Origin of the sequence: Frigoribacterium sp. VKM Ac-2836, assembly GCF_013248995.1 — a bacterium.
Classification (GTDB): Bacteria; Actinomycetota; Actinomycetes; order Actinomycetales; family Microbacteriaceae; genus Frigoribacterium.
Genome location: NZ_JABRPK010000002.1, coordinates 105762 through 131849 on the forward strand (window position 1 = coordinate 105762; position 26088 = coordinate 131849).

Annotated in this window: 24 protein-coding genes; 16 read left to right on the forward strand and 8 right to left on the reverse strand. The window is 68.5% G+C overall.

All coding sequences use genetic code 11. The features are described 5' to 3' along the window. Window positions 1-1449, reverse strand: coding sequence for a sugar porter family MFS transporter (locus tag HRF36_RS06810; protein ID WP_371740060.1), 1449 nt, complete (start codon window positions 1447-1449; stop codon window positions 1-3). A 162-nt stretch (window positions 1450-1611) separates the two neighbouring features. Here HRF36_RS06810 and HRF36_RS15500 point away from each other — a divergent pair, with 162 nt between their 5' ends. The 3 genes from HRF36_RS15500 (at window position 1612) to aqpZ (ending at window position 3694) form a co-directional block, all read left to right on the forward strand. Then, window positions 1612-2193 carry a hypothetical protein gene (locus HRF36_RS15500; protein ID WP_217271080.1) on the forward strand — a complete coding sequence of 194 codons (582 nt, stop codon included), beginning with the start codon at window positions 1612-1614 and terminating at the stop codon, window positions 2191-2193. A 237-nt stretch (window positions 2194-2430) separates the two neighbouring features. Further along, entirely contained in the window at window positions 2431-2829 is a 399-nt protein-coding gene (locus tag HRF36_RS06820) for a phage holin family protein (protein ID WP_173208297.1), read from the forward strand. A gap of 82 nt (window positions 2830-2911) precedes the next feature. Continuing rightward, window positions 2912-3694, forward strand: a complete 783-nt coding sequence (gene aqpZ / locus HRF36_RS06825) for an aquaporin Z (protein ID WP_173208299.1) — start codon at window positions 2912-2914, stop codon at window positions 3692-3694. A gap of 234 nt (window positions 3695-3928) precedes the next feature. Here the strand turns inward: aqpZ and HRF36_RS06830 are convergent, their stop codons facing one another. The 3 genes from HRF36_RS06830 to HRF36_RS06840 all read right to left on the reverse strand — a co-directional run bounded on the left by HRF36_RS06830 (window position 3929) and on the right by HRF36_RS06840 (window position 6372). Then, entirely contained in the window at window positions 3929-4363 is a 435-nt protein-coding gene (locus tag HRF36_RS06830) for a hypothetical protein (protein WP_173208301.1), read from the reverse strand. Between the two features lie 14 nt (window positions 4364-4377). Continuing rightward, window positions 4378-5388 (reverse strand): hypothetical protein, encoded by a 1011-nt coding sequence (locus tag HRF36_RS06835; RefSeq protein WP_173208305.1) that lies wholly within the window; start codon window positions 5386-5388, stop codon window positions 4378-4380. Between the two features lie 246 nt (window positions 5389-5634). Beyond that, window positions 5635-6372: a FadR/GntR family transcriptional regulator gene (locus HRF36_RS06840; protein ID WP_371740061.1), complete on the reverse strand. Its 738-nt coding sequence runs from the start codon at window positions 6370-6372 to the stop codon at window positions 5635-5637. A gap of 184 nt (window positions 6373-6556) precedes the next feature. On the opposite strand from HRF36_RS06840, the gene HRF36_RS06845 reads away from it, so the two are divergent. From HRF36_RS06845 to HRF36_RS06895, 11 genes are all read left to right on the forward strand, one after another. Further along, entirely contained in the window at window positions 6557-7951 is a 1395-nt protein-coding gene (locus HRF36_RS06845; protein ID WP_371740062.1) for an MFS transporter, read from the forward strand. 121 nt (window positions 7952-8072) lie between these two features. Further along, window positions 8073-9809 carry a dihydroxyacetone kinase family protein gene (locus tag HRF36_RS06850; protein ID WP_173208311.1) on the forward strand — a complete coding sequence of 579 codons (1737 nt, stop codon included), beginning with the start codon at window positions 8073-8075 and terminating at the stop codon, window positions 9807-9809. Window positions 9810-9844: 35 nt separating this feature from the next. Further along, window positions 9845-10333: a ribose-5-phosphate isomerase gene (locus tag HRF36_RS06855; protein WP_173208314.1), complete on the forward strand. Its 489-nt coding sequence runs from the start codon at window positions 9845-9847 to the stop codon at window positions 10331-10333. Beyond that, window positions 10330-11193 carry a triose-phosphate isomerase gene (locus HRF36_RS06860; RefSeq protein WP_371740063.1) on the forward strand — a complete coding sequence of 288 codons (864 nt, stop codon included), beginning with the start codon at window positions 10330-10332 and terminating at the stop codon, window positions 11191-11193. The genes HRF36_RS06855 and HRF36_RS06860 overlap by 4 nt, the downstream gene beginning before the upstream one ends. Then, window positions 11190-11999: a sugar phosphate isomerase/epimerase family protein gene (locus tag HRF36_RS06865; protein ID WP_371740064.1), complete on the forward strand. Its 810-nt coding sequence runs from the start codon at window positions 11190-11192 to the stop codon at window positions 11997-11999. Before HRF36_RS06860 ends, HRF36_RS06865 begins: the two co-directional genes overlap by 4 nt. Further along, complete coding sequence (locus tag HRF36_RS06870) at window positions 11992-12912, forward strand: phosphogluconate dehydrogenase C-terminal domain-containing protein (protein ID WP_173208316.1); 921 nt, start codon at window positions 11992-11994, stop codon at window positions 12910-12912. Before HRF36_RS06865 ends, HRF36_RS06870 begins: the two co-directional genes overlap by 8 nt. A 116-nt stretch (window positions 12913-13028) precedes the next feature. Further along, on the forward strand, window positions 13029-14915 hold the full coding sequence (locus HRF36_RS06875; protein ID WP_371740065.1) for a BCCT family transporter: 1887 nt from the start codon (window positions 13029-13031) through the stop codon (window positions 14913-14915). A 226-nt stretch (window positions 14916-15141) separates the two neighbouring features. Then, window positions 15142-17136 (forward strand): heavy metal translocating P-type ATPase, encoded by a 1995-nt coding sequence (locus HRF36_RS06880; protein ID WP_173208318.1) that lies wholly within the window; start codon window positions 15142-15144, stop codon window positions 17134-17136. Then, window positions 17133-17432: a DUF305 domain-containing protein gene (locus HRF36_RS06885; protein ID WP_173208321.1), complete on the forward strand. Its 300-nt coding sequence runs from the start codon at window positions 17133-17135 to the stop codon at window positions 17430-17432. The genes HRF36_RS06880 and HRF36_RS06885 overlap by 4 nt, the downstream gene beginning before the upstream one ends. 310 nt (window positions 17433-17742) lie before the next feature. Further along, window positions 17743-18120 (forward strand): Dabb family protein, encoded by a 378-nt coding sequence (locus HRF36_RS06890; protein ID WP_173208324.1) that lies wholly within the window; start codon window positions 17743-17745, stop codon window positions 18118-18120. A gap of 4 nt (window positions 18121-18124) precedes the next feature. Continuing rightward, window positions 18125-18556, forward strand: coding sequence for a hypothetical protein (locus HRF36_RS06895; RefSeq protein WP_173208327.1), 432 nt, complete (start codon window positions 18125-18127; stop codon window positions 18554-18556). A gap of 199 nt (window positions 18557-18755) precedes the next feature. Here the strand turns inward: HRF36_RS06895 and HRF36_RS06900 are convergent, their stop codons facing one another. The 4 genes from HRF36_RS06900 to HRF36_RS06915 form a co-directional block, all read right to left on the reverse strand. After that, window positions 18756-19259, reverse strand: a complete 504-nt coding sequence (locus tag HRF36_RS06900) for a hypothetical protein (RefSeq protein ID WP_173208330.1) — start codon at window positions 19257-19259, stop codon at window positions 18756-18758. Window positions 19260-19446: 187 nt separating this feature from the next. Continuing rightward, window positions 19447-20502, reverse strand: coding sequence for a zinc-binding dehydrogenase (locus HRF36_RS06905; protein WP_173208333.1), 1056 nt, complete (start codon window positions 20500-20502; stop codon window positions 19447-19449). A 204-nt stretch (window positions 20503-20706) separates the two neighbouring features. Further along, window positions 20707-21951 (reverse strand): MFS transporter, encoded by a 1245-nt coding sequence (locus tag HRF36_RS06910; RefSeq protein ID WP_173208336.1) that lies wholly within the window; start codon window positions 21949-21951, stop codon window positions 20707-20709. Further along, window positions 21935-22561 (reverse strand): transcriptional regulator, encoded by a 627-nt coding sequence (locus HRF36_RS06915; RefSeq protein WP_173208339.1) that lies wholly within the window; start codon window positions 22559-22561, stop codon window positions 21935-21937. The genes HRF36_RS06910 and HRF36_RS06915 overlap by 17 nt, the downstream gene beginning before the upstream one ends. 298 nt (window positions 22562-22859) lie before the next feature. Between HRF36_RS06915 and HRF36_RS06920 the strand changes: the two genes are divergently transcribed. Then, the gene (locus HRF36_RS06920; protein WP_173208342.1) at window positions 22860-24098 is read left to right on the forward strand and encodes a radical SAM protein; all 1239 of its coding nucleotides are present in this window, start codon (window positions 22860-22862) and stop codon (window positions 24096-24098) included. After that, window positions 24095-25069: a JmjC domain-containing protein gene (locus HRF36_RS06925; RefSeq protein ID WP_173208345.1), complete on the forward strand. Its 975-nt coding sequence runs from the start codon at window positions 24095-24097 to the stop codon at window positions 25067-25069. Before HRF36_RS06920 ends, HRF36_RS06925 begins: the two co-directional genes overlap by 4 nt. Window positions 25070-26088: the final 1019 nt, after the last annotated feature.

The following is a 26088-nucleotide window of genomic DNA, read 5'->3' on the forward strand; positions in this document are numbered from 1 at the left end:
TCACTTCTTGCCGTTCTTGACCACGTAGATGGCACCGGTGCTGAAGTCCTCTTCGAGTTGCTCGAGCGACCGCCCGTTCGTCTCGGGCACCTTCTTCACGGCGAAGAGGAACGATCCGGCGTTGAGCACGGCGAAGATGAAGAAGGTCGTCGAGATGCCGATGCCGGCGACGAGGATGGGGAAGAGCAGGCTGACGGCGAAGTTGGTCAACCAGAGGATGAGCACCGTGAGCCCCATGCCCACGCCCCGCAGCTTGAGGGGGAAGATCTCGCTGAGCATCAGCCAGACGAGGGGCCCGATGGTGCCCTGCATGGTGCCGACGAAGCCGATGACGAAGATCAGGACGACGATCGCTCGGCCGAGCCCTTCGGGGATCAGCAGCGACGACAGGCCGATCAGCAGGTGGAAGATCGTCACGCCGGCGAAGCCGACCATGAGCATGGTGCGCCGTCCGACCTTGTTGATGATGCGGAGGGCGACGAGCATGGCGACGACGGCGATGACGCCCGCCCCGACGTTGGCGATCAGGGCCCCGCTCTGCGAGAAGCCGGACTGCTGCAGCACCTGGGTGCCGTAGTACATGATCGAGTTGATGCCGGTCAGTTGCTGGGCGACGGCCAGACCGATGCCGATGAAGAGGATCTTGCGGAGCCACGGCGCGGCGACGAGGTCGGCCAGACGGACGCTCTTGGCCTCTTTCTCCTCTTCGGCGAGTTCGCGCACCTCGGCCATCTCGGCGACGGCTCGGTCGTCGGCACGGATCTGCTTGAGGACGGCGAGGGCGTCGTCGTCACGCCCCTGCGCGATGAGCCACCGGGGACTCTCGGGGACGCGGAACATGCCGATGAACAAGGCGATCGCGGGCAGCACAGCGACGGAGAGCATGTAGCGCCAGACGTTGTCGTGCTCACCCCACACGCTGCCGATGACGGCGTTGATCGTGAAGGCGGCGAGCTGCCCCGAGACGATCATGAGCTCGTTGCGACTGACGAGCCCGCCGCGTTGCTCGGTGGGCGCGAGTTCGGCGAGGAACACCGGAACGGTGACCGAGGCGCCGCCGACCGCGATGCCGAGGAAGAACCGTGCCCCGGTGAGGAACTCCCACGTGGGAGCGAGCACGCAGGCGAGGGCGGCGAAGAAGAACAGGATCGCCAGGGTGTTGATGGTGGGTTTGCGACCGAAGGCGTCCGAGATGCGGCCGATGAAGAACGCCCCGACCGCGGCGCCGATCAGGATGGCCGAGACCATGATGCCTTCGCTGGCGGGTGTGAGCCCGAGGCTCTCCTCCATCGAGTCGAGCGCGCCGTTGATCACGCCCGTGTCGTAGCCGAAGAGCAGGCCACCGAAGGTGGCGATGACCGCGACGGTGCCCAGGCGCTTGGTGTGAGGGCCCGAGACGAGGGCGGGAAGTGCTACTCGGGGCGAACTGCCCGATGTGTCGGTGACCACGATTCCTCCATTGGTTGTCGTGACAGCTTCCCGCGTCGGTGCGGGTCGTCGCCCAGCCATCGGCGACAGGTCGAGGTTAGCCATGTCTGCATGTCCTGTCAATCAGTCATAACTCAGAAGCAGGCGAGCGATGGAAGAGGCGCGCGTCCCTAGACTCGGAGCATGCCCTTCGACCAGTGGTACGACGACGCCACCCGCGAGGCCGCGACGGCACGGGTCCTCCAGCGCAAGATGACGAACCCCACCGACCGCAACGTCCTGACGGTCGTCGCGGAAGAGTTCAACGTTCCGCGTCGGACCCTCAGCGACTGGGTCGACGAGGCCTCGCCCGAGTCGGCCAAGCCGCAGCGGAAGCCCCGCCCCAAGTTCTCGCAGGTCGTCAAGACCACCAAGGAGGCGCGGGTCGAGTCCCCCGCGGACGAGGACGCGGATGAGGAACCGACTTCCGCCGCGCCTCCCGAGCCCGCCGGCGAAGCCGAGACGGTGCTCGAACGCGAGCCCGACCCCTGGTCGACGGCCGATCCCACCCCTGACCCCGAGCCGACGCCCGAGCCCGAGCCGGAACCGGAACCGGAACCGGAACCCGGACCCGAGCCCGAGCCCGAGCCCGAGCTGCACCCTGCACCCACCCCCGCACGGGCCCGCGCCGACGACCGTGTCGCCGCCCTCGAGGCCGAGGTGGCGGCCCTCCGCGCCGACAACCGGGCGCTCGTCGAGGCGCTGCGCGTCCTGACCGACGACTGACGGGGCGGCCGACCTGCTGTCGGTCGAGATCGATGCCGCGCTGACCCTCGCCGGGGTGCTGCCGCCGCTGCTTTCCCCCGCCTGGCCGAAAGGCGAGTGTCCGGCGACCCGAGCCTGGAAGCTCGCTGGAGGTCGATGACGCGGGTGCTTTGGCACGCGTCCGAATGGTGTGTCCGCACCGCGGCACAGCGATTCCCGGCCACCGACCCGAGTGGCCCTGCCGAGAGAAGGACCACCATGAGCGCAGACGACGAGAAGCAGGCCGACGCCGGATTCGCCGGCAGGTTCCGTGACCAGCTCGGAACCCGGGCGATCGAGCCCTTCGTCAAGGCCGTCCGAACCGAGCTGAGATCGGCCCGCGACGAGATCGCCGGTCGGGCCCGTGACGCGCGATCCGGCGTCGTGATGCTCGCCGTCGGGGCCGTCCTCGCGATCGTGACGCTGATCCTCCTGGCCGGCACCGCCGTCGCCCTGCTGGCGCTGGCCCTCCCGGTGTGGGCCGCCGCGCTGATCACCTTCGCCGTCTTCGCCGTCGTGACCGCGGTACTCGTCGCCGTGGGCCTGAAGGGCGTCACACGTGGCATCCCACCGGTACCCGCCGACACGGTGAGGAACCTCACCTCGTCCACCGACTGACGGTCCACTCCCCCCGCGCCCGCCGCGACCCGACACCTCCCCGATCTCCACACCCCATCGAACCCGACCCCAGAAAGCCCCCATGCCTCGCAACGCTTCTGCCAGCCGCACCACCAGAGAACAACGCACACAGCACGCGGAGACCTACGGCCCGCTCGCGCGCTACGCCTCCGAGGCGTTCGGTGCGTTCCTCCTCGTCGTCGGAGGCGTGGGCACGGCCGTCTTCGCCTCGACGTTCCCGGACGACGGCAACACGCTCGGTGTCGGGTTCCTCGGAGTGGCCCTGGCGTTCGGGTTGAGCGTGATGGCCGGGATCTACGCCGTCGGTCACATCTCGGGCGGCCACTTCAACCCGGCCGTGATGGTCGGCTTCGCCCTCGCCGGTCGGACCCCGTGGGCGAGCGTGCCCGGCTACGTCGTCGCGCAGCTCGTCGGTGCCGCCGCCGGCGCGAGCGTCCTGGCGATCGTCGCCGCGGACGGCCCCGCCGGTTACTTCGCCGCGGCTCGTGACTCGGGCTTCGCGTCGAACGGTTTGGGTGCGTCGTCGCCCGGCGGTTTCGGCCTCGGAGCCGTGCTCGTCACCGAAATCGTGCTGACGGCCGTGTTCGTCGGGGTCATCCTGTCGGTAACCGCCAAGAACGAGTACAAGGCCCTGGCGCCCCTGGCCATCGGGCTGACCCTGACGCTGATCCACCTGATCAGCATCACGGTGAGCAACACGTCGGTGAACCCTGCCCGCTCGTTGGCGGCCGCCCTCTTCGGCGGCCCCGAGGCCCTGGCGCAGGTCTGGGTCTTCTTCGTGGCACCCCTCGTCGGCGCCGCCCTCGCGGGCCTCGCCCACCGCGTCCTGCGTCGTCGCGCCTGAGCCGCCGGGCACGGTGTGAGCATCGTTTTCGACACGACTCCGGACGAGCCGGGGTGCCGACACCGAGATCTTCGACGTGATGCGGACGAGCGCCGACACCGTCCCGGCTCCCTCCGGGTCGACCGTTCGACAGAGGGCTTCGATGCATCGACGGCTAACCCCGGCGGAGGCGGGCCGTCGTCGCCCGCAGGAGGCGCGGGACAGGTCCCCAGCATCGCATCGCGTCATCGACGCTCACCCGTCGTCCGCGACGACATGTCGCTCGACGCTCGGTTGGCGAGATCGCTGTTTCCAGCCCGAGAAGAGATAGGCCAGGCCGAGGCCGGCGTAGACCACGCCAGCAACCATCGATGTGGCCGTCTCGACATGGACCGCGGCGGGTATGAGCAGGCTCAGCCCACTGAGCCCGAAGAACACGGCCAACACGACGCTAGACGCAGGGCCCCCGGTCAGCTGCCACGCAGGTCGTGCCGAACCCACGGGTTCGTCCGGCCCCCTGAACACCCGCGCGCAGAAGAGGCTGGTGCCGACCGACAGCGCCAGGGTGACGACGAGCGTCGCCGTCTCACCGAAAACGAGGGCCACGCTAAGGCCGAGCCCGAATCCGACGATGACGACCGCCAAGACGAGGCCGACCTTGGTCGTCGCCGAGGTGATGCGAAGGGTCATGAGGACTGTCCTGACTACGCGATGACAAAGAACTTGTAGTAATTGCAGTAGTTCGCTGCGCAGTTGTAGAACACTGCCTTGATACGTTTTCTTTGGTAGTGGGCCTGGGTGATCGCCTGGTCTAACGCTGGAGTGATGCCGCAGCCGACGCCCACGAGATAGCTCGTCGGAACGACCCTGCAAAATTGACCGACATTGCCCTTCCTTGCAAACATGTTTTCGACCGTCGCCCTGGACCAGTAGAACGTGGTGGTCTTATACGACGGGTCTGCGATCACCGGGTAAGCCATGCCGGCGTCGTGGCGGACGACCTGCGTCAGTGTCGTCCCAGAAATCTCGAATGAGGTATCGACGGCAGTTCCATCGGCTTGGTAAGCCCACGGCGCGTCGAACCGGCCGAGCTGGGTTCCATCGGCCAGGACGATGATGGCTCCGCCATCGTCCCCCAGAGCAAGACTGCCGCCGGCTGGAAGCACCAACGGATACTCGTAACGAGAAGGGGCGGTTGGGGAATCAATTACAGTGGCGATACGGACAGTTCCATCCTCGCGGACACTCGGCACCGACGACGACCCGTTCTTGTTGTCGATGACCAGCGTGCTCGAGTCGACGACAACGGGGTCGCCCGCTTGTTCATCGAAGGGCAGCCCGATTCTGAGGTCGAGGCCGCTGTCAACACCGATACCTTTAGTCGGATCGGCGGGTAGGTCGACATCGACTGGCCCAGCTGTTCCAGCGAGCCCAGACCCTTGTGCTTCTGTCGAGAGTTGGGCAGGCGAGGCGACCGGTGGGGCAACGGTGGCGACAGCAGAAACTGCCGCTGCCGCTGTGTCGTGGGGGCTTGTCGAGAGGGCGTGCGCAGGCGCAGCCAATAGGCAGGCCCCCAGAGCGATCGTGGCCACGGGCGCCACAAAGCGAATGGACTCGCGTGATGTCATCAGGCTCCAATGTTCATCCAGTTGATATTTCAGGATTCCAATGTAGGCAATGGTTGCCTGATGGGCAAGAGATTTAATGAGAAACATGAGTACGAAGACCTGAGGGCTCCCCGCACGCGCAGTCCGCCGTCGAGGAAAAGTTCGCAGACTCAGGCCATGCCGATAGGACCGAGAACGACGGCGACCCCGGTGCAGACGCCCAGCGCGACGACGAACGTGACCACCAGCGTGCGAGGGTCGTTACCTGCCGGCCGTCTTCACCGGTCCAGTAGGCGAGATCGGCACGACTCACCCGCCTCAGTCGAGCCTGTGGCCTGTGGCCTGTGACACGAATTACGCGACCGTCGCGCTCCGGACCCGGTCGGCGGCGGTGGCCATGTGGTCGCGCATCGCAGCGAGCGCGGCGTCGGGATCACGGGCCGCGATCGCCTCGAAGACCGCACGGTGCTCGCGGTAGGCGGCCTCGGCCTGGTCCTTCTCGCTGAGCCCCCGCTCGACCCACAACCGCAGCAACGAGCGGGTGCTCTGCAAGAGGTCCTTGAGCACGACGTTGTCGGCGCTGACGGCGATCTGCAGGTGGAACCTGATGTCCGCCTGGAGGAAGGCGTCGAGGTCTTCCAGCGACGAGGCCATGACCTCGATGTAAGCGCGCAGCTTCTCGACGTCGGCGTCCGTGGCCCGCTCGGCGGCGTAGGACGCCGCCTGGATCTCGAGCCCGCCCCGGACCTCGATGAGCTCACGCGTGCGTGCCGCGTTCAGCATGAGACCCCAGCTGAGGGTGGTCGGCAGCAACTCCGAGGTCTGGTCGCGCAGGTAGGTGCCCGAGCCCGGACGCACGGTGACGATGCCGAGGATCTCGAGGGCGGCCAGGGCCTCGCGGACGGCCGACCGTCCGACGCCGAGACGTTCGGCGAGCTGCCGCTCGGGTGGGAGGCGCGACCCGGGGGTCAGTTCGCCGGCCGTCAGGAGGGCCACGAGCTGCTTGACGACCTCGCTGACCGCCGTGCCGCGCGGGACCATCTCGAGCTCGAGATCGAGGCTCGTGGGGTCGCTCTCTGGGTATGCCGGCACGGTGCGAGCTTAGTCAGCGGGGCCCAGGGGTCCACCTCTTCGGGCGCTCCCTCCGTCTCGTCACGTCGCTAAATTGGTCAACCGGTTGACAGATATCGGGGAAAAAGGCACGATGGTCCCTGCGCGCCACCGGCACCGGTCGAAGGCGTCATCCAACAACGTCGTTAGATCCGAAGGAGTCGATGTGGACACCACCACCCGAACGAGCGCGCCACAGAGCGCGGTCGAGAAGTCCGCGATCAAGAAAGTCGCCGTCCGGCTCGTCCCGTTCGTGGCGTTGATGTTCTTCATCAACTACCTCGACCGCACCGCCATCGGCTTCGCGGCGCCCAACGGCATGGAGTCCGACCTGGCCCTGTCGGCCGCCCAGTTCGGCTTCGCCTCCGGCGTGTTCTTCATCGGCTACATCCTGTTGGAGGTGCCGTCGAACCTCGCCCTGCACAAGTTCGGTGCCCGCAAGTGGCTCGCCCGCATCATGGTGACCTGGGGCATCGTGGCGTTGCTCTTCACCTGGGTGCAGAACTTCGAGCAGCTGGTCGCACTGCGCTTCCTGCTCGGCGTCATGGAGGCCGGCTTCTTCCCCGGCGCGATCCTCTTCCTGAGCCTGTGGGTGCCGGCCGCCCACCGCAGCAAGATCCTCGCCCTCTTCTACCTGGCGCAGCCGCTGACCACCGTCATCGGCGCCCCGCTCGCCGGCTGGTTGATCAGCCACGACGGCATCTTCTTCGGCCTCGAGGGCTGGCGCTTCATGTTCATGGGCGTGGCCATCCCCGCGATCGTCGTCGGGATCGTCGCCTGGTTCTACCTCAAGGACAAGCCCGCGGACGCCAAGTGGCTCACGAAGGAGGAGCAGGTCTGGCTCACCCAGGCGCTGGTGAAGGAAGCCTCGACGAAGACGGGTGCCGTCTCGACCACCGGCAAGCACCCGGGCCTCGGCGTCGTCTTCAAGAACGGCCGTGTCTGGATGCTCTCGTTCATCTACTTCGGCTTCATCTACGGCCTCTACGCGCTCGCGTTCTTCCTGCCCACCATCATCGGCGGCTTCCAGGAGCAGTTCGGCACCGAGTTCACCGTCACCGAGCGCGGCTTCATCACGGCCATCCCCTACGTCCCCGCGGCCATCGCCCTGTACTTCTGGTCGCGTGACGCCTCGCGTCGCGGCCTCAAGACCTGGCACATCGTCATCCCCGCCGTCGTGGGCGGTCTGAGCATCCCGCTGGCGCTGTACGCGCAGTCCCCCGCCCTCACCATCGCGGTGATCGCGGTCACCGCCATGGCGATCTTCGCGGCCCTGCCCAACTTCTGGACCCTGCCCACGCAGTTCCTGACCGGCGCCGCGGCGGCCGCGGGCATCGCGCTCATCAACACGGTCGGCAACCTCGCCGGCTTCAGCGCCCCGTACATCACCGGCCTGGTCACCGACGTCACCGGCGACTACCGGGCACCGATGTTCATCGTCGGGTTCTTCATGCTGCTGTCGGCGGCGCTGATGATCGCGCTCAGCCGGATGAAGAAGCCCGAGGGCACCCTCAGCCCCCGCGAGCAGGCCGACCTGGCGGCGACCGCCGGGCTCGACTGACCGACGCTCGCCCCTCTCCCCTGCGGGGCCCGGACGATCACCGACCCGGGCCCCGCCCCTCTCCGCACCCCGTCGTCGTGTCCGCGCGCCGTCGACCGGACCACCGCCTCCTGGAGTTCTCATGACACGCCTCTTCAACGATCCGGGCGACTTCGCCGACGAGATGATCGACGGCTTCGTGGCCGCCAACCAGCGCTGGGTGCGACGGGTCCACGGCGGCGTGGTCCGGGCGACCCGCTCGGCCCCCGGCAGCGTCGCGCTCGTCGTCGGCGGTGGCTCGGGTCACTACCCGGCCTTCGGCGGACTCGTCGGGCAAGGGCTCGCCCACGGCGCCGCCCTCGGCAACCTCTTCGCCTCGCCCTCGTGGCAGCAGGTCAGGTCGGTGGCGAAGTCGGCCCAGAACGGCGGGGGTGTCCTGCTGAGCTACGGCAACTACGCCGGTGACGTCCTCAACTTCGACAAGGCCCAGCAGAAGCTGATCGACGAGGGCATCGAGACACGCACGGTCGCCGTCACCGACGACATCTCGAGCGCGCCGATCGCCGACAAGCACAAGCGTCGCGGCATCGCCGGCGACCTCACCGTCTTCAAGTCCGCCGCGGCCGCCGCTGAAGAGGGCGCCGACCTCGACGACGTCGTCCGCGTCGCCGTCAAGGCGAACGAACGCACCCGCAGTGTCGGCGTGGCCTTCTCCGGCTGCTCCCTGCCCGGAGCCGACGAACCGCTCTTCACCGTGCCCGAGGGCCGCATGGCCGTCGGCATGGGCATCCACGGCGAGCCCGGCATCGGCGAGACCGACGTCCCCACGGCGGACGGCCTCGCCGAGTTGCTCGTCGAGGCGCTGCTCGCGAACGACGAACTGCCCGACGGGGTCGACGAGGCGCGCGGGCGCAAGGTGGCCGTGCTGCTCAACGGACTCGGCTCGGTCAAGTACGAGGAGCTCTTCGTCGTCTACGCCCGGGTCGACGCCCTGCTGCGTGAGGCGGGCGTCGAGGTCGTCGAACCCGAGGTCGGCGAGCTCGTCACGAGCTTCGACATGGCCGGCGTCTCGCTGACCCTGTTCTGGCTCGACGACGAACTCGAGCGCCTCTGGGCGGCCCCGGTCGACGCCCCCGCCTACAAGAAGGGCTCCGTCGACGTCGCGCTGCGGGCGGACGACGCCGAGCAGGAGGCGCGGGTCGCGGTCACGATCCCGCCCGCCACCCCGGCGTCGCAGCAGGCCGCCCAGCTGGTGCTGAGCGCCCTCGAGGCGGTGCGGACCACGGTCGAGGAGAACGTCGACGAGCTCGGACGCATCGACGCCGTCGCCGGGGACGGCGACCACGGCATCGGCATGCAGCGCGGGGTCCACGCCGCCGTCTCCGCCGCTCGCGAGGCCGTGCTCGCCGGCGCGGGGGCGGGCACCGTCCTCGACCTCGCCGGCGACGCCTGGTCCGATCGGGCCGGGGGCACCTCCGGGGCCCTCTGGGGCGCCGCCCTCGCGAGCCTCGGCGCGGCCGTCGGCGACGAGGCGGCCCCGGACCGCGCCTCCGTGTCCCGCGGCGTCTCCGCCGCGACCGAGGCGATCCTCGAGTTCGGCGCCACGGTCGGCGACAAGACCATGGTCGACGTGCTCGTCCCCTTCGAAGCGGCCCTCACCGCGGCGGTCGACGACGGGGCCGACCTCGCCACGGCCTGGGCCACCGCGGCCGAGGTGGCCGTGACGGCGGCCGCGGCGACCGCCGACCTCCTGCCCAAGATGGGCCGCGCCCGGCCGCACGCCGAGAAGAGCCTCGGCACACCCGACGCGGGCGCCACCTCGCTCGGGCTCATCACGCGGGCCGTCGGGCGCGTCCTCGCGCCGCAGCCCGCCGCGTGACCCCTCCCTCCCCACCCTCCACGAAAGGCACCACCATGGTTGACCAGCTGCGCATCGTCGTCGGATCGGACGACGCCGGGTACGACTACAAAGAGGTCCTCAAGACGGACCTCGAGGCCAACGACGGGGTGGCGAGCGTCACCGACGTCGGGGTCGCCTCCGACGGTCACACCGCCTACCCGCACGTCGCCGTCGAGGCGGCCCGCATGGTCGCCGACGGCCGCGCCGACCGCGCGATCCTGATCTGCGGCACCGGACTCGGCGTCGCCATCGCGGCCAACAAGGTGCCCGGCATCCGGGCGGTGACCGCGCACGACACGTTCTCGGTCGAACGCGCCGTCCTCTCGAACGACGCCCAGGTGCTCTGCATGGGCCAGCGCGTGATCGGCGTCGAGCTCATGCGCCGTCTGGCGAAGGAGTTCCTCACCTACCGCTTCGACACCTCGAGCGCCTCGGCCGAGAAGGTCGCCGCCATCTGCGGCTACGACGGGTCGGGCGAGCCCGTCGGCATCGACGCGGCGTGAGCGACCTGGTGACCGCACCCGTCCGGCCCTCCTCGGCCCGCTTCACGATCGGGGTGAGCCTCAAGATGTACTTCTCGCACGCGAGGACCCTCGCGTGGAGCACCGAGCTGGCCGAGATCGCGCGGCGCCACCCGGCCGTCCGGCGGGGCGTCGTCGACCTGTTCGTCGCGCCGACGTTCCCGTCGCTCGTCCCCGTGCAGGAGGCGCTGGCCGGCACCTCGGTCCGCCTCGGCGCGCAGGACCTCGCGACCGATGACACCGGCGCCTTCACGGGCGAGGTCAGCGGCGTCGAGCTGGCCGAGATCGGCTGCACCCTCGCCGAGATCGGCCACGCCGAACGACGGACTCTCTTCCACGAGGACGACGCGGTCGTCGCGGCCAAGACGGCGGCGGCGCTGCGCCACGGCATCACCCCGCTGCTCTGCGTGGGTGAGGCCGATCAGACGTCGCCCGCCCTCGCGGCACTCGAGGTGACGGAGCAGATCGACCTCGCCCTGGCTGCGGCCGACGAGGCCGGCCTCCCGGGTGCCCTCGTCGTCGCGTACGAGCCGCTCTGGGCGATCGGCGCTCCGGTCCCGGCGTCCGCGGGACACATCACCGCGGTGGTCGCGGCCGTCGAGCGACACCTCGCCGGGCTGCCCGACCGCGCCGGCAGCCGGGTGATCTACGGCGGCAGCGCCGGTCCGGGGCTCTTGACCGGTCTGGGCGGCCAGGTCCGAGGGTTGTTCCTCGGTCGCTTCGCCCACGACGCCTCCGCGGTGGAGCGCATCCTCGACGAGGCGCTCGCACTCGACGAGGCGCTCGCGCTCGACGAGGCGCCGACTGCCGACACCGAACTCCGAGACGAGGTGGCGTCGTGATCGGCCTCAGCACGTACGCGTACTTCTGGCGGGGCAGCGACCACGTCCCGCAGCCGATGACCCTGGACGACATGCTGCGCGACACGGCCGCGCAGGGCGTCCGGCTGTTCCAGATCTGCGACCACGAGGCCCTGACCGGCTACGGCGACGAGCAGCTCGCCACGCTGCGCGACCTAGCCGACGAGCTCGGGCTGACACTCGAACTCGGCACCCGGGGCACCGGGCCGACCGTCCTGCGGACGTGGCTGCGACTCGCGGTCGCGCTGCGCGCCTCCGTGGTCCGCAGCATGTGGACGGCGGGCGACGACCGTCCCGACGCGGCCGAGACCGAGCGTCGCCTGCGCGAGGTGCTGCCCGAGTACGAGAAGGCGGGGGTGACCCTCGCCCTCGAGACCTACGAGCAGGTCGCCTCGACCGAGCTCGTGGCCGTCGTCCGGGCGGTCGCCAGTCCACGGCTCGGCATCGTGCTCGACCCGGCGAACACCGTGGCGAACCTCGAACATCCGGCCGACGTGACGGCCCGCTGCCTGCCGTTCGTCGCGAACTGGCACGTGAAGGACTTCGCGTTCTCGCGGAAGGACGGCTGGGTGGGTTTCGCCCTGACGAGCACCCCGCTCGGCGAGGGCCGGCTCGACTACGACGGCATCCGGGCGGCGCTCGACGAGCGCGACGGCGGCGCGACGAGCGTCAACCAGGTCGTCGAGCACTGGCTGCCCTGGCAGGGCGACCCCGAGACCACCACGCGGCTCGAAGCCGAGTGGACGACACGAACCATCTCTGAACTAAGGAGCAAGAACAATGACTGACACCCTCGACACGACCGCCCCCGAGAGCACCGTCACGTACGCCGACGGCCAGGGCTCGGCCGACGTCACCGTCGCCGTCATCGGCGCCGGCGGCAAGATGGGCCAGCGCGTCTCGAACAACCTCGCCAAGAGCGCGTACACGACCCTCTACAGCGAGGCGTCGCCCGCCGGCGTCGAGCTGATCGAGTCGCTCGGCCGCACGGTCACCGCGACCGACGTGGCCGTGGCGGACGCCGACGTGGTCATCCTCGCCGTACCCGACGTGGTCCTCGGCACGGTGTCCGAGCAGGTCGTCCCGGCGATGAAGACCGGCGCCGTCATCCTCACCCTCGACCCGGCGGCCGCGTACGCGGGCCTTCTCGCCGTGCGCGAGGACATCCACTACGCGGTGGCGCACCCCTGCCACCCCAGCGTGTTCCTCGAGCGGACCACGAAAGAGGAGTGGGCCGACACCTTCGGTGGCGTGGCCGCCCCGCAGGAGGTCGTCGCCGCGCTCGAGGGCGTGGCCGAGGACTCGCCCGTCCGCGAACTCATGACGCAGGTCATCTCGACGATCTACGCGCCCGTCATCGCCGTGCACTACGTGACGGTCAAGCAGCTGGCCGTGCTCGAGCCGACGCTGGTCGAGACGATGGCCTGCATGATCGGGGCGTTCCTGAAGGAGGCGCTCGAAGAGACCGTCGGCGGCGTCGGGGTCCCCTACGAGGCCGCCCGCGCCATGCTCTACGGCCACACCTGGATCGCGCTGACGAACGGTCTGCGCGGTTCGAACCCGTTCAGCGACGCCTGCCACATCGCCATGGACTACGGCCGCGAGTCCATCGTCCGCGACGACTGGAAGAAGATCTTCGACGACAGCCAGCTCGACTCGGTCATCGCGCGCATGCTGAAGATCGACGCCGTGCGCCGCTAGGCGACTCTCGTTCGGCCTGTCGACGGGCGCCCCTGCACCGCGGGGGCGCCCGCCCTCGTCGCAGGATGCCGCTAACGTAGGCGGCTGCCCCGCTCTCGAACGACAGGAACCCTCACGTGTCGCGACCCGACGACAGGACCACCCCGCCACCCGCCGCCCGCCGCCCCGTGCGGCGCGTGATCCGTGAGGTGATCGACCCGGACCCGATGCACCCCGCCCTGATCCCCGGCATCGGCGTCGAGTCGACGGGTCGCACTTTCCGCACGAGGCGGACCGTTCTCGGCATCGCCGGGGCCCTGACCGTGGCGGTCATCCTCTGGGCGATCATCTCGCCGGACTCCATCTCGACCGTCGGGGCGGCCTCGCTCGACTGGGTCACCGAGAGCTTCGGCTGGCTCTTCACGGTGCTGACGATCCTCGTCGCCGGCTTCATGCTCGTCGTCGGCTACGGCCGCACGGGCGGCGTCCGCCTGGGCGCGGACGACGAGAAGCCCGAGTTCTCACGGGTCTCGTGGATCGCGATGCTCTTCTCCGCCGGCATCGGAATCGGCCTGCTCTTCTACGGCCCGATGGAGCCCCTCACCTTCTTCTTGACCCCACCACACGGTTTCGACGTCGAGCCCGGCAGCGTCGACGCCATGCAGACCGCCCTCGCGCAGACGCTGCTGCACTGGGGCCCGATGGCCTGGGCGTACTACGCGCTCGTCGGTGGGGCGATCGCCTACGCCTCCTACCGACGGGGGCGCGCCCCGCTCATCTCGTCGATCTTCGACTCGGTGTTCTCGCAGCGGACGCAGGGCGTCTTCGGCCCCGTGATTGACATCTTCGCCATCGTCGTCACGCTGTTCGGCACGGCCGTGTCGCTCGGCATCGGCGCCCTGCAGATCGCGTCCGGCACCGAGATGGTCACCGGCATCGGCGAGCTCGGCAACGGGTTCCTGATCGGAGCGATCGCGGTGCTCACCGCGCTCTTCATCATCTCGGCCGTGTCGGGCGTCAAGCGAGGCATCCGAATCCTCTCGAACGTCAACATGGTCGTCGCCGGCCTCCTCGGCCTGTTCGTTCTCGTCGCCGGGCCGACGCTGCTGTTGGCCGATCTGATCCCCGCCGCAGCGGTGACGTACTTCAGCGAGCTCGGCACCATGCTCATGCGCAACAACGCGAACGGTGCCGACACGCAAGAGTTCATGCAGGCATGGACCACCTATTACTGGGCGTGGTGGGTGTCGTGGACGCCGTTCGTCGGCATGTTCATCGCCAAGATCTCGCGCGGCCGCACCCTGCGTGAGTTCGTGACGGTCGTCGTGGTCGTGCCCTCGATCGTCAGCCTGCTCTGGTTCGGCATCGTCGGCGGTACGTCGATGTGGCTCGAGTCGCAGGGTGGCGGCATCAGCGAGGCCGGCTCGCCCGAGGCGATGCTCTTCACGATGCTCGATCAGCTGCCCCTCGGCACGATCACGAGCATCGTCGCCCTGCTGTCGATCGTCATCTTCTTCGTGACGAGCGCCGACTCGGCCTCGATCGTCATGGGTTCGATGAGCCAACAGGGCCGGCCCGAGCCGACCCGCGGGGTGACGATCTTCTGGGGCCTGATGCTCGGCCTCATCGCGGCGTCGCTGCTGCTCGCCGGCGGGCAGGACTCGCTGTCCGGGCTGCAGGCGATCATGGTGGTGACCGCGTTGCCGTTCGCCTTCGTCGTGCTCGCCATCATGTGGGCCTGGGCGAAGGACCTCCGGGCCGACCCGTACATGCTGCGCCACCGCTATGCGCGAGCCGCCATCGCCGAGGGAGTCAGGGCAGGCATCGCCGAGCACGGTGACGACTTCGTGTTCAGCGCGAGCCAGAGCGACCCCGAGCACGGGGCCGGGTCGTGGCTCGACACCGAGGACCCCACCCTCACCGACTGGTACACGGATGCCACCACCGGGTCGATCCCCGTCCAGCCCGAGGCCGACGAGCAGGCCACGCGCGACCAGGGGCACGACGAGAAAGCCGACGCCTAGAAGGCCCTGCCTCCTGTCGGCCCCGGTGGCCCCGCGGGAAGCCGCTGACCGCAGGAGGCGCGGGTCACGTGACCCGCGCCTCCTGCAGTTTCACTGCGACGCGTCCGCCCGAGTCGTCGTCTCCGACATCGGGGGAATATACCCCCATGGGGTATAGCTTGGACTCCTTCACAGGACGTTCTCCACGCCCACGTCGAGGGAAAGGGCGGCAGCCTTGTCACAGCCGATGCACGACCACGCCGGTCGGTTCAGACGTCTGTTCTGGGTCATGCTCGTCCTCGCCGTCCCGGTGGTCGCGTTCTCGAGCCTGTTCGCCACGCTGCTCGGCTACTCGTTGCCCGCGGCCACCTGGGTGTCGTGGATCTCACCCGTGCTCGGAACGGTCATGTACCTCTGGGGTGGTGCCCCGTTCCTGACCGGTGCCGTCTCCGAGCTGCGGTCGCGCACCCCCGGCATGATGCTGCTGATCGCGCTCGCCATCACCGTGGCGTTCGTGGCGTCCTGGGGTGCGAGTCTCTCGTTGCTCGACCATCAGCTCGACTTCTGGTGGGAGCTGGCGCTGCTGGTCGTGATCATGCTGTTGGGTCACTGGGTCGAGATGCGTTCCCTCGCCCAGACGAGCAGCGCCTTGGACTCGCTCGCCGCGCTGCTGCCCGACGAAGCGGAACGCGTCGTGGGCGAGGACACCGAGACGGTGGCCCCGTCGGCGTTGGTGGTGGGCGACGTCGTCGTCGTGCGTCCTGGTGGCCGGGTTCCCGTCGACGGCGAGATCGTCTCCGGCACGGCCGGCATGGACGAGTCGATGATCACCGGCGAGTCCCGACCGGTGCAACGACACGAGGGTGATCCCGTCATCGCCGGAACGGTCGCCACGGACTCCGGTCTGAGGGTGCGCGTCGCGGCGATCGGCGACGACACGGCCCTCGCCGGCATCCAGCGGCTCGTCACCGAGGCGCAGGCCTCGTCCTCTCGCGCGCAGCGCATCGCCGACACCGCCGCGGGCTGGTTGTTCTGGTTCGCCCTCGGCTCCGGAGTCGTCACGGCGGTCGTGTGGAGCCTGGTCGGATCCCCCGAGCAGGCCGTCGTCCGCACGATCACGGTCCTCGTGATCGCGTGCCCCCACGCACTGGGCCTGGCCATCCCCCTGGTGGTCTCGATCGCCACCGAACGAGCGGCCCGGGGCGGAGTCCTGATCACGGACCGCCTGGCGCTCGAGAGCATGCGAACCGTCGACGTGGTCGTGTTCGACAAGACCGGAACCCTGACCCGGGGCACACCGGCCGTCACGGCGATCGCGACCACCGGCAAGCGCACCGAGAACGATCTCCTCGCCTACGCCGCGGCAGCGGAGAAGGACTCCGAGCACCCGCTGGCGACGGCGATCGTGGCCGCGGCGTCCGACCGTGCGCTGAGTCTCGGCCAGGCCACCGCCTTCTCGTCGTCGCCCTCGGTCGGGGTCGCCGCGACCGTGAACGGCAGTCACGTCGAGGTCGGCGGCCCGGCACTGCTCGACCGAAACGACGCCCGCGAACTCGAGATCGCCGACTCGTGGCGCGACGACGGCGCGATCATCCTCCACGTCCTGGTCGACGGGGTCGTCGCGGGGGCGTTGGCCCTGGCCGACGAGGTGCGTCCCGAATCCCACGATGCCATCCGCGCCCTGAAAGCGTCGGGTGTCGAACCGGTGATGATCACCGGTGATGCCGAAGCCGTCGCCGCCTCGGTCGCTCGCGAGCTGGGCATCGATCGCTACTTCGCCGGGGTGCGCCCCGAGGACAAGTCCTCGAAGGTGTCGCAGCTCCAGGCCGAGGGGCACGCGGTGGCCATGGTCGGTGACGGCGTCAACGACGCCCCGGCTCTCGCGCAGGCCGACGTCGGCATCGCGATCGGTGCGGGGACGGACGTCGCGATCGCCTCCGCCGGCGTCATCCTGGCGTCGGACGATCCCCGCTCGGTGCTGTCGGTCATCGAGCTGTCCCGTCGCAGCTACCGCAAGATGACGCAGAACCTGTGGTGGGCCGCCGGCTACAACCTCCTCTCGGTGCCGTTGGCCGCGGGCGTGCTCGCTCCCGTCGGTTTCGTGCTGCCCATGTCGATCGGGGCACTGCTCATGTCCGCCTCCACGATCGTCGTCGCAGCGAACGCGCAACTGCTCCGCCGCCTCGACCTCTCCCCCGGCACGAGCGCCGCCCGGCTCCTCACCCCCAGGGGCACACCATGAACCGCACCACGACTCTCGTCCTCGGCACCACCGCCGTCATCGCCTCGTTGGCACTCGCCGGCTGCGCCGACACCACCGAGAGCTCATCACGGACGTCGACGTCGACGTCGGCTTCTGCTCCGGCTTCGGCGAGCCCCGGAGCGAGCGCCGGAAACGCAGACTTCGCCGACCAGGACGTCCTGTTCGCTCAGATGATGCTTCCGCACCACGAGCAGGCCGTCGAGATGGCGAACGACATCGTCACCTCTCAGACGGCGCAGATCGAGCAGATGGCCACTCTCCTCAGGTCCCTGTAGCCGCTCACACCTGCAGCCCGGCCATTCGCTGTCGTACCTGTTGCCCTCGGTCACGTGCGCTTCCCGGGCCGACCATGCCGCACCCTTCCTCGTCCCGACCGAGGGACTCAAGGGGACTGCCGTCCCCCTGCGCTTCGTGTACGTCCCCGCCGACGCGACCTACGCGGCAGCGAGCAGACCATCACCGCCAACTTCATGAAGGCCCAGGTGGACCCGATCATCAAGCGGTGACGCCACGGGCGGAGCCCGGACCGACCGCAGGAGGCGCGGTGCGCGATCGTCGCGCACCGCGCCTCCGTAGGATCGGGGCATGCCTCTCGACCAGCGGTACGACGACGCGAGCCCAGCGCGCGAATCGGCACGTCCCGACGAGCGGAGGGCCGACGCGCACGAGATCGTGCACGTGGTCCTGGTCGAGTGGTCCGAGACCGCCCCGGCCGATGCGTCGGAGCAGGCGTCGCGGCTGTCGACCGAGCACCTGACCGGCATCGACGGTGTGCTCTCGGTGTCCAGCGGTGAGAGCGTCAGCCCCGAGCAGCTCGAGGCCGGCTTCGACTGGATGCTCGTGGTGCGGTTCCGTGACACCGCGGCGCGGGACGGCTACCTGCCCCACCCGTCGCACCTGCCGGTGGCGAGCCACCTGCGTGACGCGTCCGCCCGCGTCGTCGTCTTCGACGTCGAGGCGTGAGCTCATGAAGGTCCTGGCCGGCATCGTCGCGGCACTGCTCGTCGTGTCGGTGCTGTTGGTGCTCGCGGTGCGGGCCGACCCGGACGTGCCGCTCGTGCTGTCGGGTTCCGACGCGCGCCTCCCCTCGTGCACCACGTACGACCCGGTGATCGTGGCCGACCTCAGGACGGAGGCCCTCCCCGCCTGCGCACCGCACGGGGTCGAGATGCGGTTCCCCGACGGTTTCGTCATCGACCTGCCCGACGAGCCCGGCACCGGCAGCCGGTCCGGCGGAGGACACGACTACACGTACGTCGACGTCGGCGCTTTCGGCATGTACGCCTCCCAGGCCGATCGCGCCTGCGAGCAGATCGAGCAGTGGGGCACGCCCGAGGCCATCCGCCGCGTCACCGAGGCCTTCGGCGACGACTACGCCTGCGCGACCGGGCACCGCTGACCCGAGGAGGCGCGGGTCGGTGGACGCGGAGCCAAGTCGTGATGAGTCGCGATGCTTTTCATCCGGGCACCGATCGGTTGAGAAGACACAGGGGCGTCCGCACCGGGCGAGGCCGATCGATCGATCGACAGGGTGTCCAAGAACCTCAGTCACTCCCCCGTGACGAGCACCTCACAGATCGGTCCCTACGCCGCTGCCACTAGTTCCAGGCGGCAGGGTCCACAGTCACGTGCAACCGCGCCGTTCCGGGATTTTCCTGACGGTTCGCCTCGAACGCAAAGATGTCGAGGAGTAATTGCTCCACGAATTTCGCCTGCCTGTTGCTGCCGCGCCAGGTCGTGACCTCGACCGGCATACCGTTTCCCAGACGCTTGGCCTCGAGGTGTCTGCGCAGTCGTGTGCCGATCCCGATTCCGGTTTTCCCGACGTAGACGGCGTCGTAGACCTCCTTGTCGTGCACGTCGCAGAAACCGATGGCCCGCCAAAGTACGTAGACGCCGGATTCCTTGTCGAGTCCGAGACCTTGGACGAACTTCTTGATGCCGTCTTCCGAGGGCTCGAGATACCACCCGTCGTGATTGTCGAGCAGATCCGTCAAGTTCACGCCGAACTTGGTCTCTACGGCCATGGCTTCATCGAAGAGTCGATCCGCTGCGCGATCGAGGCAATTGAATTCGCACGTCTGAACGTCGTTGTCCTGCATGAAGCTCCCCCGCGTGGTCGTCGTGACCCAGACGATACCGGCAGAGACGTGTCATGCGGTGTCACAACAGGAGGCGCGGGTCGCCCTCACTGCAACACGATCGAGTTGCCGATCGTCGCGGATCGGAACCGCTTCGACCATGCGAGGATCGGCAGCCCAATGGCAGGTAGTTCTGTGAGGCTAACGGCTAACCGTTCGGCGCGACGAGCACCTTCGCGTGCTGGGTCTTGCCGCTGTCGAGCTCGTCGAGGAGGTCCGGCAGATCGTCGAGCCCGACCGTCCCCGTGATCAGCGGCCCGGCATCGACCGAGCCGTCGGCGAGCGCGCGCATCGCGCCGACGAAGTCGGAGTGCGTGTAGGCGAGGCTGCCGATGACGGTGAGCTCGCGGCTCTGCCAGTCGCCGTACGAGACCTCGGAGGTGGTCATCGGGTAGCCGAGCAGGGCGAGGGTCCCGCCGCGGCGCACCAGCTCGGCGCTGGATTGGAACAGCGAGGAGGCGCCGGTGCACTCGTAGAGGACGTCCGCGCCGAGTCCGTCGGTCAGGTCGAGCACCCGAGCCGTGAAGCCCTCGCCGGGTGCGTGGACGTCGGTGAAGCCGAGGCGGCGGGCGGTCTCGCGCCGCGCCTCCGTGGGTTCGACGATGACGACGGCTCCGGCGCCGGCGTGGCGGGCGTGCTGGGCGGTGAGCAGGCCGATGGGGCCGGCACCCTGGACCACGACGACCGAGCCGAGGCGCTGGCCGGCGCGGCGGACGGCGTGGAAGGTGACGGCGGTGGGTTCGACGAGGGCGAGCTGTTCGTCGCTGAGGCCGTCGAGGGCGCGTTGGACGCGGCGTTCGTGGACGGTGACGTGCTGGGCGAAGGCTCCGTGGGTGGGGGCGTCGGGTGAGATGCCGTTGGCTTCGGCGAAGGCGGTGTCGCAGTGGTCGGGGTGTCCGGCGCGGCACATGGCGCAGCTGCCGCAGGGCGGTCCGACGCTGGCGACGACGCGGTCCCCCACGGCGACAATCGTGACCTGGCTGCCGGCGGCGAGGACGGTGCCGGTCCACTCGTGGCCGAACACCGCGGCGGGGATGAGCCCGCCCGACGCCCACCCGTGCGTGTCGGTGGCGCAGACGCCCGTGTAGCGGATGCGCACGACGACCTGCCACTCCCCCGGAGCCTCGAGATCGGCCTCGGCGAAGGCGACCGAGCGCTCGGCGTCGACGGTGGCGAAACGGGTGCGGGCAGGCAGGTCGGTCATGCAGCCCAGGGTAGACGTGGGCGACAGGTGTTGCCCTATCAAGCGCGCGTCACGAGGACTCACCCTAGTTGCGCCGCGACCACTCGGACGCCTCAGATCATCGAGTAGAAATTGCTCTCGGACTCCGACCCCACCGTGTTGGCCGATGCAGGCAAGCCGCTTCCGAACACGAACGCCACGACTGCGGAGGCGGACCACGCGCCGCTAGTCCGTCGTCAGCCTGGCTCGACGCAGCGGCCCGATGAAGAAGGCCACTGCGGCAGCGACGACCACGAGGCCTGCACTCGTCATGAAGGCGGCGTCAAGGCTGGACAGCGCGACACCCTGGCCGAAGAGGACGTAGGCAACCGGGGTGAGGCCGAGTGCCGAGAAATTGACGAGCGCCATGACACGTCCCAGGTATCGACGTTCTGTTCGCGCCTGGATGAGGCCGACGAGCAGTGCGCTTCCCGGGCCGAAGGCGAAGCCGGCGAACGCGACGGCGAGCGCGGCGAGCGGCAGGTTCGGCGCGAGAGGGACGAGCCCGATGGCGAATCCACCGAGCATGATCCAGACGAGCGCCACGAGGGCCGGGCGCTGGACGCGCTTCTGGAATGCGACGGTCAGCGCACCCGAGATGGCACCGAGGGCGTAGGCGCTCAACACCAGGCTGTACATCGCCGCTCCCCAGCCCCTCTCGCCGCTCAGGAGGACGAGACCGACGTTGAGCGGCCCTGCCAGGCCGAGGTTCAGTGCGGTCACGACGATCAGCGTGCTGAGCAGGGCCTTGTCCGTAGCCGCGAACCTCAACCCGCCCGTCAAGGAGGCCCAGATCGATTCGTCGACGGCGTTTTTCTCGGAGAGCTTCGCGGGGCGGTCCGTGACTCGACGGAGGGACCGCAGCATGAGCCACGCCACCGAGAACAGCGCCACGTTGACGACCATGGCGGCGGGTAGTCCACCGAACGCGACGACGAGGCCACCGAGGGGCGCTCCGGCGACGAGAGCTCCTCGCTCGAGGGACTGGACGAACCCCTGCCCGGCGGGCAGGTCGTCCGGCTCGAGGAGTTGAGGCGGGAGAGCGGCCGCGGCCGGCATGTGTGCCGCGTCCAGCACGCCGAACAGCAAAGCGATCACGAGCAGCGGCCACAACTCTCCGGCACCGACGACGAACACGAGCACCGCGCCGGTCGCCATCAAGAGGATGCGGCCGATCTGGCTTGTGAGCGCGACCGTGAGCGCCCCGAAGCGATCCGCCGCCGCCCCACCGACCAGCAGGAGCAGCGCTCGAGGAACCGAGCCCGCGGCCATGACGAGAGATGTCTGGCCCGGTGAGCCCAGCTGACTCGCCGCCCAGGCCAGGGAGACGAACCAGATCTGATCGCCGATGAGGGAGGCCCCGAAACCACCGATGTAGAGCTGGAACGGCCTTTTCCGTGCGGCGTTGCCGCGCCTAGGTTCCTTGCTCATCGGGACCGCCACCCTCCGAGCCGATCGGGAAGGCGTGGAAGAACGTGAAGATCCGTGCTCGGGCGGGTGCGGCCTTGTCGGGTGGCGTCGCCTTCGCGGCCCGTGAACGATCGACCCAACGTGCAACGACGGTCTCCATCTCGGCCCCGAACTGCTCGAGTTCGTCCTGCGACAGGGTGAGCATGGAGTCCGAGCTGCGAGCGGCGGCGGACCAGGCAGGTCCCCACTCGGCCGAGCCCGAGTCGAGCCATTCTCGGAGCCGCGCGACTCGACGGGTCGCGATGACGTGTTCTGCAGCTCGGAGGACGGCGCGCGACCCCGGCGAATCGGGGAAGTCCTCGGCCGACCAGTGCAGCCCCCCAGGGGATGCGCGCCACCATCGTTCGCGCCCGTCTCGAGAGAGGTCGTCGGCCTCGTGCACGAGGTCGTGGCTGGAGAGCTGACGGAGGTGGTAGCTCAGGGTGTTCGACGGAATCGACAGCTTTCGTGACAACTGGGTGGCCGTCGACGGGCCTTCGGTGGCCAGTAGCTCGTACAACCTCACGCGGAGCGGATGAGCGATCACCCGAAGGGTCTCGAGTTCTCTGATCCGCCCGGTTTCGTCGGTCATGAGCCCGCCTCTCAGTTACGCAAACAATATTGCGCAATCGGTCTTGCGTCCACTTTCGACGGCCATCTAGCGTCAGGTATATGAGGTGAGAGGGGGTGGGGAACATGGAGATCGACGTCTACGAGATGGAAGACGAAGCGCGCGACGTCTGCGGCGTCAAGGGCTGAACCAGGGCTCGACCGGGGCCCGAGGCCGCTGAACTCGTCGGCTTCCCGCCTTGCCCGACCGTCGAGTGGTCCTCCCCCGACCAGGAGGACCACTCGATGATCGGTCTCGAACAACGAGAAATGAGAGGCTCATGAACCAAGCCACCGTCGAACGAGTCGTAGACGATTCCATCCGAATCCTTCCTGGCGCCGGAGGGTGGTGGGCTGTCTCCGGATCGCAGATCGCGCGGCTGCCCCGACAGGCGGTGCCCGACGGCACATCGCGCCGTCTGACCGAGGTCGCGATGTCAGCGCTGGCTGAGAAGGGTTTCCCTCGCCTCGTCGAGGATTCCAACTACGCCGTCACGGTCTTGACCGCCACGGCCTGCAATCTCGGTTGCGCTTATTGCTTTCAGAACACCGCCTTGCCGCGAGAAGGAAGCTCCGCACCGCCCCGCATCAAGACAGCCGTCCTGACCCCTGCTCTCGTCACGCAGGTGGGCGCCTTCGTCAGACAGCAGATGACCCGTAGTCATCTGGATACCAGCAGTGTCCTCATCTTCGGCGGGGAGCCCCTCCTGAATCCTCGAGGGGCTCTCGGGGTCCTGCACGAATTCAGGCAGAACAACATGCGCATGTCCGAGATCGTCACCAACGGCGTGCTCCTCAAGAAGCAGCTGTCCCGAGAACTCGAAGACGCGGGTCTACATCGCGTCCAGATCACCTTCGACGGTCGGCGGGACGTGCACGACACTATCCGCGTCACGCGCAATGGACGGCCGACCTACGACAAGATCCTGTCGAACGTCGCCGACGCCGTTGCCTCGACCGATCTCACATGGAACTTCAGGGTCAACGTCTCGCACCGGAACTTGGACGACCTCGAGACGGTCATCGACGATCTGCAGCAGGCGTTGTCTGGCAAGACAGCCAGCTTTCATCTGGCCCTGATCGACGACGTCGGCCTGGGCTACGACAACGACGTCGTCTACAGCGCGGAGCACGCCGAGCGTTTCATCGAACTCAACTCGCGAGCCATCGGGGCAGGGATGACCATTCCCGTGTCAAAGCCGCTCAAGGATTGTCCCTATTGCGGAGTCAAGGGCGGCTCCCAAGGTGCCGTCGTGAACGCCGACGGGGTCCTCTACAGCTCGTGGGAGACCGCCGGCCGAGCCGAGTGGGCGGTGGGCACACTCAGTGACGGCTATCGACCGACGGGCGAACTCGACGATCTCTGGGTCGCGTGCGACTTCGACATCGCGGAGCACGGTTCGACCGAAGAGACGCGGGGCTTCTTCGACCGCGTCGACGGCGCCGCTCTCGACGACATGTACCGGACCGAAGACCCGACGAGTGCACCGATGCACGTGACCACACAGGAGCGATCATGACCAGTTTCGACACCATCATTCGAGCCCTCGGCGGCCCGGACACCTTTCGTGCTGCCTTGGGCGAGCGTCACCTCGTCGGGGTGACTCCCGTCGACCCTTCGACATTGATCTCGTGGTCAGATCTGGACGACCTGATCACTACGCGTCGACTCGTGCCGCCCCACCTGAAGGTGGTGAACGACGGTCGGTCGTTCCCCGCGAGCGCCTACCTGGATCAGACCAGCTCACCCCGCCGTCGGCAGCAACCTGTCGTCGACGCGGCGAAGCTTCAAGCCCTCCTCTCGAAGGGAGCGACGCTCGTTATCAATGACCTACAAGAGATCGCACCCAGGGTCACGGAGGCGGCTCAAGCGCTGTCCGAGCTGACCCACGAACGGGTCCAGGCGAATTCGTACGCCACCTGGGGCAAGACACGCGGGTTCGATCCGCACTGGGATGACCACGACGTCCTCATCGTTCAGGTCGAGGGCCAGAAACACTGGGATATCTTCGGGCCCGGAACGCAGGCGCCCCTCGATCATCAGGTCGATGCCGACAACGAGCGCCCCTCCCTCCCCGTGTGGCACGGCAATCTGCTCCCCGGTCAGGTGGTCTACCTTCCTCGGGGATGGTGGCACGCCGTCCGGGGTTCGGGCGATCACTCCTTGCATCTGACCTTTGGTTTTCAGCGGCGTAGTGGTCTCGATTACTTCCGTTCCCTCATCGGCCACCTCGAACACGAACCTGCGTTCAGAGAAGACCTCCCGGCCTTCGGAACCCCTCGAGAGAAGGAGGCGCACCAACAGCGAATGTTGGGAGCCCTGAGCGCCGTCCTGGCCAACCACGACAGCCAGAGCTTCCTTGACGACTTCCGACAGCTCCTCCAGCCCACGCGGCCACTCGACCTCGGCGCGATCGCCCCCTCTCGCGAGAAGGCGCCCGAGGAGGGCGTGGTCGACGAACACCCGATTCCCGCCCCTGCAGCTGTGTAGCCGTGTCGCCCCAAATCGAGGCGCTTGCCGAGGGATGACCGCGTCACCAGCGGTCCCCCACGGTGACGGTGCCCGTTCACTTGCAGCCGAACGCCTCGGCGAGGATGCCCACCCGTGGGTGTCTCGCGCCCACACGCCCGTGAAGCGAATGCGCATCACGACGTGCGACTCCCCGATGCCTCGAGATCGGCCTCGGCGACGATCCCGGCTCGAACCCGTCGCCGTACGGCGGTCATCCGCCTCAATGACCGTAGGGCGCAGTGCGACCCCTAGGCGGCCAGGGAGAGAACTTCGGCGCGTAGTAGAGGAGCGCTAGCTCCGCGTGCCGAAAGTCTCGGAGGAACCGCTGGCGTAGCCACTCGAACGAAGACCTGGAGGTGGCTACGAGGAACCGCAGCGACCGAGCAGCCGAAGGCTGCACGGCAAACAACGGCCTTCCAGTGCCACACGGCTCGGGGCGCAGCGGCGACTCAGTTGGGAGCGCCGCGAGTGGGCTAGGCCGTTGCTTCATCGGACGACATTCGCCGGGTGGGGTGGTCCGCCGTGCTTGTACGGTTTACGAAGCCCCGACCAGCAGACTGTGCCTGCGGGGTGGTAGTCACGGAGAAGTGGCAGAGTGGCCGAACGCGGACGACTGAAGATCGTTAGACGGCACAGTCGTTTGGGCCTTCAAATCCCCCTTCTGGCCCTCTGCCGCTCCCTGGTGCTCGGTCTCGATCACGCTTTGACCGCAGCGTCGCAGCGGAGCCGACAACCAATCGGTCACCGAGCACCGGTGGAGGCTGGCCACTCCCTCGCAGCTACGGTGCCGGCTGTCTCGATAGGTCAGGCCGAAACGGATGTCGATGAACGATCCCCTACCGGGCGGCCTCCGCGGCCGGCTCAGGAAGGCTCATCATCGCGTCACCCTTTAGTAACAAGCTCCACCTGAGTAGCCCACAAGTGCCAATGCATGCGAGCGTGCATCATGCATCATGCATCATGCGTCTTGAAGAAACCTCAGCCTCTACGCCTCGCGC